General features: G+C 63.4%; 7 protein-coding genes. 2 read left to right on the top strand and 5 right to left on the bottom strand.

Features of this window, described 5'->3' with window-relative positions:
- Positions 1 to 65: 65 nt before the first annotated feature.
- From B1C78_RS09200 to metH, 3 genes are all read right to left on the bottom strand, one after another.
- Positions 66 to 1631, bottom strand: a complete 1566-nt coding sequence (locus tag B1C78_RS09200; protein ID WP_077278868.1) for a bifunctional GNAT family N-acetyltransferase/carbon-nitrogen hydrolase family protein — start codon at positions 1629 to 1631, stop codon at positions 66 to 68.
- Positions 1632 to 1709: 78 nt separating this feature from the next.
- A complete protein-coding gene (locus tag B1C78_RS09195) occupies positions 1710 to 2432 on the bottom strand; it encodes a SapC family protein (protein ID WP_077278867.1) in 723 nt (240 codons plus the stop codon).
- A gap of 236 nt (positions 2433 to 2668) precedes the next feature.
- Positions 2669 to 6421, bottom strand: coding sequence for a methionine synthase (gene metH / locus B1C78_RS09190; RefSeq protein ID WP_077278866.1), 3753 nt, complete (start codon positions 6419 to 6421; stop codon positions 2669 to 2671).
- Between the two features lie 263 nt (positions 6422 to 6684).
- Here metH and B1C78_RS09185 point away from each other — a divergent pair, with 263 nt between their 5' ends.
- Entirely contained in the window at positions 6685 to 7386 is a 702-nt protein-coding gene (locus B1C78_RS09185; protein WP_217698025.1) for an arginyltransferase, read from the top strand.
- A gap of 376 nt (positions 7387 to 7762) precedes the next feature.
- Here the strand turns inward: B1C78_RS09185 and gdhA are convergent, their stop codons facing one another.
- A complete protein-coding gene (gene gdhA, locus B1C78_RS09180; protein WP_077278864.1) occupies positions 7763 to 9106 on the bottom strand; it encodes an NADP-specific glutamate dehydrogenase in 1344 nt (447 codons plus the stop codon).
- Positions 9107 to 9225: 119 nt separating this feature from the next.
- Positions 9226 to 9996 carry an inositol monophosphatase family protein gene (locus B1C78_RS09175; protein ID WP_077278863.1) on the bottom strand — a complete coding sequence of 257 codons (771 nt, stop codon included), beginning with the start codon at positions 9994 to 9996 and terminating at the stop codon, positions 9226 to 9228.
- A gap of 161 nt (positions 9997 to 10157) precedes the next feature.
- On the opposite strand from B1C78_RS09175, the gene B1C78_RS09170 reads away from it, so the two are divergent.
- Complete coding sequence (locus B1C78_RS09170; protein ID WP_077278862.1) at positions 10158 to 10703, top strand: hypothetical protein; 546 nt, start codon at positions 10158 to 10160, stop codon at positions 10701 to 10703.
- Positions 10704 to 10845: the final 142 nt, after the last annotated feature.

Genomic DNA, 10845 nt, shown 5'->3' with positions numbered 1-10845 from the left:
GTGGTTTCATTCAACCTTCAGCCTTCATCCTTCCACCTTCCAGAGGGGGTGGTTTCATTCAACCTTCAACCTTCATCCTTTCTTCCCCCCAGCCAGCTCACCCGGTACAGGTCCAGCCGCCGGTCGTGCAGGTTGCGCACGCTGCCGTGTTCGCGCAGATCCTTCAGGTTGTCCAGATCCAGGTCGACGATGAGCGTCATTTCCGTATTGGGCGTGGCCTCGGCGGCGATGGAGTCGTGGGGGAACGCGAAGTCGGAGGGCGTGAACACCGCCGCCTGGGCGTACTGCATGTCCATGTTCTCCACACGCGGCAGGTTGCCCACCGAGCCGGAGATCACCACATAGCATTCGTTCTCGATGGCGCGTGCCTGCGCGCAGCGGCGCACGCGCAGATAGGCGTTCTTGGTGTCGGTCCAGAAGGGCACGAAGAGGATCTGCAGGCCCTGGTCCGCCATCAGCCTGGGCAGCTCCGGGAACTCCACGTCGTAACAGATGAGGATGCCGATCTTGCCGAAATCGGTGTCGAACACCCGCACCTGCTCGCCGCCCTGCAGCCCCCAGTAGGACTGTTCGTCCGGCGTGGTGTGCACCTTGTACTGCTTGTCCCAGGTGCCGTCCCGTCGGCACAGATAGGACACGTTGCGCAGGAACTTTCCGTCATACTCCGGCATGCTGCCGGCAATGATGTTGACGTTGTAGGCCAGCGCCAGGCGCACCATCTCCTGGCGCACGGGCTCTGTGAATTCGGCCAGGTGGCGGATGGCCTCCGCGGGATTGTCCTGGTTGAACTGCACCATGAGCGGACCGTTGAAGAACTCCGGGAACAGGATCACGTCGGCCTGGTAGCCGGACACCGCGTCGACGAAATATTCCAGCTGCTGGAACAGGTCATCGATGCTTGGCATCGGACGCATCTGCCATTGCACGGCGCCCACGCGAACTGTCTGCTTGGCCCCGCCGATCAGCTTCTCCTTTTCCTCGTAGTAGATGTTGATCCACTCGATCAGGGCCGCATAGGCCTTGGATTCCACATCGTCCGGCAGATAACCCGTGATCAGGCGCCGGACGTGGAAATCGTTGGAGAGCTGGAAGGTCAGGATGGGATCGTAGAGTTCCTTGCGCTTGACCAGTTCCACATACTGCTGCGGTGACATCCGGTCCTGATAGTCCACGTAGCCGGGAATGCGTCCTCCGGCCACGATGCGGCGCAGATTGAGCTTCTCGCACAACTCCTTGCGTGCATCGTACAGACGCCGCCCCAGGCGCAGACCCTGGTAGTCCGGATGCACGAACACGTCCACGCCGTACAGGGTATCGCCGTTGGGATCATGCGTGGTGAGGTAGCCGTTGCCGGTGATGGCCTTGTAGGTGTGGCGATCGCCCCAGCGGTCGTAGTCCACGATCATGCTGATGGCCGCGGCCACGAGCCTGCCGTGATCCTCGATGCAGATCTGGCCTTCCGGGAAGCGGGATATCTGGGACTCGAACTGTTCCCGGCTCCAGGATCCGTCCAGGACCCGGTAGACCTTCTCCATGATCTCGTGCACGGCCTCGTAGTCCTCGGGCCGGGTGTTGCGAAGCTTCAGGCGGTGTTCGTCCGCCTGGACAATGTCCTCGGGCCGATTGGCCATGGATACTCTCCGGCAGGGGGTTGATCACCTGCGAGCATAACCGAAGCGCAAGTCGTTGTGATGCCCGTGCAGGGGCTGTCAGCCGGTCACCTGCTCCCGGTCCTGCAATCGGCTCAGGTTGCCCAACGAGAACAGGTGCGCGTAGATCCAGGGCCAGTATCCGGCCTTGTGAAACTCGAGGATCACCTCGTCATCCAGGGCGTTCAGCCGGGTGTCGTCCACCACGAAAAACCCCTTGAGGAGAAATGATTTTCCCCGTGCGTCGGTCAGCTGCATGTCACGCGCAACCAGCAGGTCCAGTTCGCGCAGGCGCTTCATGAACGCCTGGGTGCGCTCCATTTCGGTGAGAAAGCTCTGCAGAAAGGCAATGGTATCGCGCAGGAACGGCGTCTCCTTACCGTCGGCATCGAACAGGGGTTCGCCGGAGTCGCCCTGAAAGCCCTTGTACTGGTCGTCGATGCATACGGTGAAGTTGTCGTCCTTGCCCTTGGCCAGCACGAAGGGGTAGCGGCGCACGAAGGCAGGCACGTGGCAGCCGTAGCTCCATCTACCGGACGGGTCGACGAACAGGTTGCGGCCCTGGGACAGTCCCAGCAGGGCCACTGGGGCCAGGTCGTCGCCCTTGCCCGAGATCAGCACCGGGTAGTCCCGGGCCGCCTGAAAGAACTCCACACCGGCCACGGGCACGAAGCCGGTCCCGGCGGCGAAACTGCAGTCGCCCTCGGCACGCTCGAGACGCAGGTTCCTGTGCGTCTCGCGATTCAGCGGGACGACGTTTTCGTAGAACATCAGCTGCGGCATGGGAACTCCTGTGAGGACTGGGGTGAGCCGGAATCCTGCCTATAATCCCTGGAAGTCGTGCGACACGCGGAGGTACAGCATTCAGCATTCAGCATTCAGCATTCAGCATTCAGCATTCAGCACTCAGCACTCAGCACTCAGCACTCAGCACTCAGCACTCAGCATTCAGGCTTCAACCTTCATCCTTCCACCTTCATCCTTCCCGGAGCCGCAGGCTTCGGGCTCCGGCTTCGGGCTCAGTCTTCCGGCTCGTACCCCAGGTTCGGGGCGAGCCAGCGCTCGGCCTCGGCGGGCTTCATGCCCTTGCGCTTCGCGTAGGAGGCCACCTGGTCGCGGTTGATCTTGCCCACGTTGAAATACTTGGCTTCGGGATGGGCGAAATACCAGCCGGAGACGGCGGCGGTGGGCAGCATGGCGTAGCTCTCGGTAATGCTCATGCCGGCGTTTTCCACCGGGTCCAGCAGCTCCCAGAGCAGGCCCTTCTCGGTGTGTTCCGGACAGGCCGGATAGCCGGGCGCCGGGCGGATGCCCTGATACTGCTCGCGGATGAGTGCGTCGTTGTCCAGGTGCTCTTCCGGTGCATACGCCCAGAACTCCCGGCGCACGCGCTCGTGCATACGCTCGGCAAATGCCTCGGCCAGGCGGTCCGCCAGGGCCTTGAGCATGATGGCATGGTAATCGTCGTGGGCCGCCTCAAAGCGCTTCACGTGCTCGTCGATGCCGATGCCGGCGGTGACGGCGAACGCACCCAGGTAGTCCGGCAGTGCCGTGTCGCGGGGCGCGATGAAGTCGGCCAGACACTGGTTGGGGCCCTTGCCCCGGCGTTCGGTCTGCTGGCGCAGGTGGTGCAGGCGCATCAGCGGCTGCTTCCGATCCTCGTCCCTGTACAGCTCGATATCGTCGGCATCCACGCTGTTCGCGGGGAAGAACCCGATCACGCCGCGCGCCTTGAGCCAGCCCTCGCCGATGATCTTCTCCAGCATGTCCCGGGCGTCCTTGAAAAGCTTCTTCGCCTCCTCGCCCACCACCTCGTCCTCGAAGATGCGCGGATAGGCGGCGTGCAACTCCCAGGCGTGGAAGAACGGCGTCCAGTCGATGTAGTCCTTCAGTTCCTCCAGCGGATAATCGTCGAAGCGGATGACCACGCTGTCCGGCCCGCAGGGGTGGAGCACGGTGATCCCCTTCTCGGCGGGCGGAGCGTCCAACGCCTTCGGGCGCGGCGGCTGATAGCCCTGCCAGTCGATGGGCGCGCGATTCTCGCGGGCCTGTTCCAGGGTCAGCCATTTCTGGGTCTTCTGGCGCCCGGCATGGTTGACCCGTACCTCCTCGTAGTCTGCGCGGATCTTCGCCACGTAGTCATCGCGGGTGCTGTCGCTGATCAGGCTCTGCACCACGCCCACCGCGCGCGAGGCGTCCTTCACCCACACCGTGGGTCCCGAATAATGGGGCTCGATCTTGACCGCCGTGTGGGCACGCGAGGTGGTCGCCCCGCCGATCAACAGCGGGATGGAGAAGCCCAGGCGTTCCATCTCCTTGGCCATGTGGGCCATCTCCTCAAGCGAAGGCGTGATCAGGCCTGACAGGCCGATCACATCCACGTCCTGTTCCTTCGCGGTGTCGAGGATCTTCTGGGCGGGCACCATCACGCCCAGGTCGATGACCTCGAAGTTGTTGCACTGGAGCACCACGCCCACGATGTTCTTGCCGATGTCGTGCACGTCGCCCTTGACCGTGGCCATGAGCACCTTGCCGTTGGGCCGGTCGCCCTCTTTCTTGAGCGCCTCGATGAAGGGAATCAGGTGCGCAACGGCCTTCTTCATCACCCGGGCGGACTTCACCACCTGGGGCAGGAACATCTTGCCGTCGCCGAACAGGTCGCCCACCACGTTCATGCCGTCCATGAGCGGGCCCTCGATCACCTGGATCGGGTGATCCACCTGCTGCCTGACTTCCTCGGTGTCTTCCACAACGTGGGTGTCGATGCCCTTGACCAGCGCATGTTCAAGGCGTTTCTTCACCGGCAGCTTGCGCCACTCGAGATCCTCCTTCTTCGCCTCGCCGCCCTCGCCGCGATAGCGCTCGGCGACCTCCAGCAGGCGCTCCGTGGCGTCCTCGCGTCGGTTGAGCACCACGTCCTCCACCAGCTCGCGCAGCTCCTTGTCGACCTCGTCATAGACCGCCAGCTGACCGGCGTTGACGATGCCCATGTCCATGCCGGCATGGATGGCGTGATACAGGAACACCGCGTGGATGGCCTCGCGCACCGGCTCGTTGCCGCGAAAGGAGAACGAGACATTGGAGACGCCGCCGGAGACCAGCGCGTGGGGCAGGCGCTGCTTGATCTCCCGGGTAGCCTCGATGAAGTCCACGCCGTAGTTGTTGTGCTCCTCGATGCCGGTGGCGATGGCAAAGATGTTGGGGTCGAAGATGATGTCCTCGGCCGGGAAGCCCACCTTGTCCGTGAGAATGCGGTAGGCCCGCTCGCAGATCTCCACCTTGCGTTCCTTCGTGTCCGCCTGGCCCTGCTCGTCGAAGGCCATGACGATCACCGCGGCGCCGTACCGGCGCACCAGTTTCGCATGCTCGATGAAGGTCTCCTCGCCTTCCTTGAGCGAGATTGAGTTGACGATGCCCTTGCCCTGGATGCACTTGAGGCCAGCCTCGATCACCTCCCACTTGGAGGAGTCGATCATCACCGGTACCCGGGAGATGTCCGGTTCCGCGGCCACGAGGTTCAGGAACCGCACCATCGCGGCCTGGGAATCCAGCATGCCCTCGTCCATGTTCACGTCGATGATCTGCGCGCCGTTCTCCACCTGGCTGGCGGCCACTTCCAGCGCGATCTCGTAATCGCCGTCCTTGATCAGGCGCTTGAAGCGGGCGCTGCCGGTCACGTTGGTGCGCTCACCCACGTTGACGAACAGGGAGTCTTCCGTGATGTTGCAGGGTTCGAGACCGGACAGGCGGCAGGCGGCAGGCACTTCAGGCACCTTGCGCGGCGCGACATCCGCCACGGCCCCGGCGATGGCGCGGATGTGATCGGGCGTGGTGCCGCAACAGCCGCCCACGATGTTCAGAAAACCGGACTCCGCCCACTCGCGGATGTGCTCCGCCATCTGTTCCGGGATGAGATCGTACTCCCCGAACTCGTTCGGCAGACCGGCGTTGGGATGGGCGGAGACGTTCGTGTCCGCGATGTTGGACAACTCCTCCACGTAGGCGCGCAGCTCCTTCGGGCCCAGTGCGCAGTTCAGGCCGAAGGAGAACGGTTGCGCATGGCGCAGGCTGTTCCAGAAGGCCTCGGTCACCTGGCCGGAGAGCGTACGGCCCGAGGCATCCGTGATGGTGCCCGAGATCATCACCGGCAACCGTTTACCCGTGTCATCGAACAGCGTTTCCACGGCAAAGACGGCCGCCTTGGCGTTGAGCGTGTCGAACACGGTCTCGATGAGCAGGAGGTCCGCGCCGCCCTCGATGAGGGCCTCGGCCGCCTCACGGTAGGCCGCCACCAGGGTGTCGAAATCCACGTTGCGAAAGCCCGGGTCGTTTACGTCCGGGGAGATGCTGGCCGTGCGGTTGGTGGGGCCCAGCACGCCGGCCACGAACCGGGGCTTGTCGGGATTCTTCTCCGTCCAGGCGTCGGCCGCCTCGCGGGCGATGCGTGCCGCCTCACGGTTGATCTCCGGGACCATCTCTTCCATGGCATAGTCGGCCATGGCGATGCGCGTGGCGTTGAAGGTGTTGGTCTCGAGGATATCGGCGCCGGCCTCCAGGTACTGGCCGTGGATCTCCCCGATCACGTCCGGGCGGGTGAGCACCAGCAGGTCGTTGTTGCCCTTGAGGTCGCTTTTCCAGTCGGCGAAGCGCTCTCCGCGATAGTCGGATTCGTCCAGTCCGTAGCCCTGGATCATGGTGCCCATGGCGCCGTCCAGGACGAGAATCCGCTCCTTGATGTGGGTTTCCAGCAGTCGTGTGCGATCGTCGGTCATGAAACTCCGTACCGTGGGTTGCGTGCCTGGCAAGCCGCGCATTTTAACACGTGTCCGCAAACGGACCCCTGCGTCACCCTGCAAAGCCAATGGACACAAGGCCCCCGACGGCCTTGACAGGCATCATGTAGAAGCGATTCCAGATTCAAAATTCAAAATTCAATGGGGGATCTGTGGTGACTCGGATGGAGCCAGTGACTGACCGGCGCCGAGCACCCCTTGAATCTTGAATCTTGAATCTTGAATATGCCCTTACAATGCGCATCGAGACCGCCCCCCTCCACTTCTACATCACGCCCCCGGAGCCGTGCCCCTATCTTCCGGATCGGCAGATGATGAGCGTGTTCGCAGACCCGCGGGCGGAGATGGATACGGGCGTTTACGGGCAGCTGGCACAGGCCGGGTTCCGTCGCAGCGGCCGGCACGTCTACCGCCACCAGTGCCCCGGCTGCAATGCCTGCGTGGCAGTCCGCGTGCCCGTAGAACGCTTCCGCCCGAACCGTGCCCAGCGGCGGGTGTGGCGGCGCAACAAGGACCTCACCGTGCACTGCGCCCCGGCGGCGCCCCGGGAGGAGCACTTCGACCTGTACCGCCGCTACGTGGACACCCGCCATGCAGGCGGGGGCATGGACAACCCTTCGCCCCGCGAATACTGGCGGTTCATCAGTTCCGAGTGGTCGGATACCGACCTGGTGGAGTTCCGCGCCGGCGACCGGCTGGTGTGCGTGGCGGTGTGCGATCGCCTGCCGGACGGGCTTTCCGCCGTATACACGTACTTCGACCCCGAGGAATCCGGCCGCAGCCCGGGCACCCACGCCATCCTCTGGCAGATCGCCGAGGCCCGGCGCCTGGGCCTGCCCCATGTCTACCTGGGCTACTGGATCGCCGAAAGCCCGAAGATGGCCTACAAGGCCGACTTCCGCCCCGCCGAGGGGCTCCGGGACGGGATCTGGGACACCTTGTGAGTTCATCTTCGGCTATTGAACGGCAAGCAGGGCCATTCACCACGAAGCGCACGAAGGGCACGAAGGAACACCATGGGCTGTGTGGGTCGGGGGTGTCTGACTTTGCAGGTTGATCCGTTAGTTCGGTGGCTTCGTTGAGAAAAGGAACGCTCTCTCGCAAAGACGCGAAGCCCGCCAAGAAGACACAAGAATGATGAAATGATCTCTCCTTTGCGAGCTTCGCGTCTTTGCGAGAGACATTGCCTTTGGGCCTGACGAAGCAACCGGACGCCGATACAGGCAGCTGAAGTCCGGGACGAACCGGACCCCAACAGCCCATCATCCTTTCTTCGTGCCCTTCGTGTGCTTCGTGGTAAAACGCCTTGGACCTCGACCTTCAGACAACACCCTGCGCAAGCATGGCATCGGCCACCTTGACGAAGCCGGCCACGTTGGCGCCATCCACGTAGTTCACGCTGCCGTCGTCACGGGTGCCGTGTTCGATACAGGCGCCATGGATGCCGCGGATGATGTCCTGCAGGCGCCGGTCGAGTTCCTCGTGGGGCCAGGACAGGCGCATGGCGTTCTGGCTCATTTCGAGCCCCGAGGCGGTCACCCCGCCTGCGTTGCAGGCCTTGCTCGGCGCATATAGCACGTCGTTGTCGTCGAAGACCCGGATCGCATCGTTGGTGGCGGGCATGTTGGCGCCCTCGGCAACGCATATCACCCCGTTCTTCACCAGCGCGGCGGCATCGTCGCCGTCCAGTTCGTTCTGCGTCGCACACGGCAAAGCCACGTCCACAGGCACGGTCCATGGCCGCTTCCCGGCGTGGAACTGCGCGCCCACCCGCTCCGCGTAGTCGCTCACCCGACCATATTGGCGATTCTTGATGTCCATCAACACCCCGAGCTTCTCGGCGGTGAAACCGTCTTCGTCCACCACGGTGCCGTCCGAATCGGAGACCGTCACCACCGTCGCACCCAGGGACATGGCCTTCTCGACCGCGTACTGGGCCACGTTCCCCGAGCCGGACACGGCCACGCGCAACCCTTCCAGACTGCGCTTGACCCGGCGCAGCATCTCTTCGGCGAAGTACACCGTCCCGTAACCGGTCGCCTCGGGGCGGATCAGCGATCCCCCGTAGCTGAGCCCCTTGCCCGTGAACACGCAGTCGGTGCGATTGGTGAGTTTCTTCAGCATGCCGGTCATGTAGCCGATCTCGCGCGCGCCCACCCCGATGTCCCCGGCCGGCACGTCCGTATGGGCTCCCAGATGGCGGTACAGCTCCGTCATGTACGCCTGGCAGAAACGCATGATCTCGTTCGCACTCCTGCCCTTGGGGTCAAAATCCGAGCCACCCTTGCCGCCCCCCATGGGCAGGGTGGTCAACGCATTCTTCAGCGTCTGCTCGAAGGCCAGGAACTTGAGGATCGACAGGTTCACCGAGGGATGAAAACGCAGCCCGCCCTTGTACGGACCGATGGCAGAACTGTGCTGAACGCGATAACCGCGATTGACGTGGACCTCGCCCTTGTCATCCACCCAGGAGACACGGAAAACGATGCTGCGCTCCGGCTCCACCAGCCGGTCCAGCAGGCTGTGCTCGGCGTACCGGGGGTGGTTCCGGATAAATGGCCACAGGCTCTGCATGACCTTGGCCACGGCCTGATGGAACTCGTCCTCGCCCGGATTGCGCGCGACCACGTTCGCCATGAAGGCGTCGAGGGTTTCGTATCTCATGGAATTGCCCTGTTATATGTACAGATTTATGGATGACTCCGCCGGTGCGCCAGCTTCGCACACCGGATTCGTCGGTAACATGAGGGGGATCAATAGAGACAGGACAGCAGCAGAGCCGGTCAGATTCTGCCGTTGAGCACATCCAGTGCCTTGGCGTGCAGGGCGGGCGTGGCGGCCGCCAGCACACTCGTGGTCTCAAGCGTCAGGTCCCGGCCCTGCAGGTCGGTGAACACACCACCTGCCTCGCGCACGACCACCGCCAGGGCGGCGATATCCAGGATATTCACATCCGACTCGATCACCAGGTCGATGCGCCCGGACGCGAGCAAATGATAGTGATAGAAGTCCCCGTAACCCCGCGTCCGGTTTACCTGCTGCACGATGCGCCCGAGCCGATTCCAGCCCTCGCCGCCCGCGAGCGTCTGGATATTGCCAAGCGACAGCGTGGCATCCGGGAAGTCCTCCACCCCGCTGACCCGGACCGGCCTGTCGGCTAGATAGGCGCCCAATCCCTTTTCCGCGTACGCAATCTCCTGGAACTCGGGTGCGCTGGACACACCCAGCACCAGTTCATGGTCGTGCATCAGCCCGATCTGGGTCGAGAAAAAGGGGTACTGGCGCACGAAACTCTTGGTGCCGTCGATGGGGTCAATCAGCCACGTGTAAGGGGCGCTGCCCCGGGTGAGCCCCGTCTCCTCGCCATAGAACCCATGAGTCGGGAACACGTCAGTGATGACCGCCTTGATGGCCTTCTCGGCCTCCACGTCCGCAATCGTAACCGGGCTCCTGTCGGCCTTGAGCTCCACCGGTATGTCCTCCCGGTAGAATCGCTGAATGACCTTCTGGGCGGCCACGGCGGCCTCGATGGCGGTTTGCAGGAATGGACTCATGGGTCGGTACCGAATGCACAGAAACGGGTGATTGGAAAGCCGCAAAGGGTAACATGAGCGGGTCCGGCCTACATCTCAAGGTCCGCTCCCGGCGGTGTGAACAGGGGGGCCCGGGCAAGGTCAAAGGAATCATGTCATCCACTGGAACGAGGTTTGCAGCCATGGCAAGAATCGCGGGCGTCGCCCTGATCGTCCTGGCCCTAACGGCCTGCGCGCCGGTCACGGTCAAAGACGAGCAATCCCCCTATTCCCGGATCGCGACCGGCAGCACCATCACCCTGCAACAGCCGATTGACATCCCGCGTCACGCCGCCCGGGTGTTCATCCAGGACGGCCGCGTCGTCAGCAAGACACGCATGAACATCTATTACCCCCACTGCAACTTCGAGGTCCGCACACTGAGTGACGGCACAGCGCGCATCGAGCCGGACGCGTTCCTGGTGACCGGCTTTCGCCTGGGCTATGTCACCGTCGTGCGCAGGGCCGCCCCGCTCCAGGTGGCGTCCACGTTTCTGATGCTGGCCGACGAAGACGATGGCGGCCCGCCGCCCATCTCCCGCTTTGTTCACTATCAGCTGGGATCCGAACGACAGCCCGACGTGATGCGCCTGACCTGCCATGGCGGCTTTGCCGATGAATGGGAGGCGAGGTATCCGTCGGTGGCGGAGATCCGCCAAGTGCTCGATGGAATCGCCAGTTTTGATTGACCGGTCGGACCCCCATTCCGGAAGGATGAAGGCTGAAGGCTGAAGGCTGAAGGATGAAGGCTGAAGGCTGAAGGCTGAAGGCTGAAGGCTGAGTGTAACCCCTGATTCCCCTCCCCTCATGGGGAGGGCCAGGGTGGGGTGG

Origin of the sequence: Thioalkalivibrio denitrificans (assembly GCF_002000365.1) — a bacterium.
Lineage (GTDB): Bacteria > Pseudomonadota > Gammaproteobacteria > Ectothiorhodospirales > Ectothiorhodospiraceae > Thioalkalivibrio_A > Thioalkalivibrio_A denitrificans.
The sequence above is the reverse complement of the archived record's forward strand: the minus strand, read 5'-3'. Positions and strand labels throughout refer to the sequence as shown.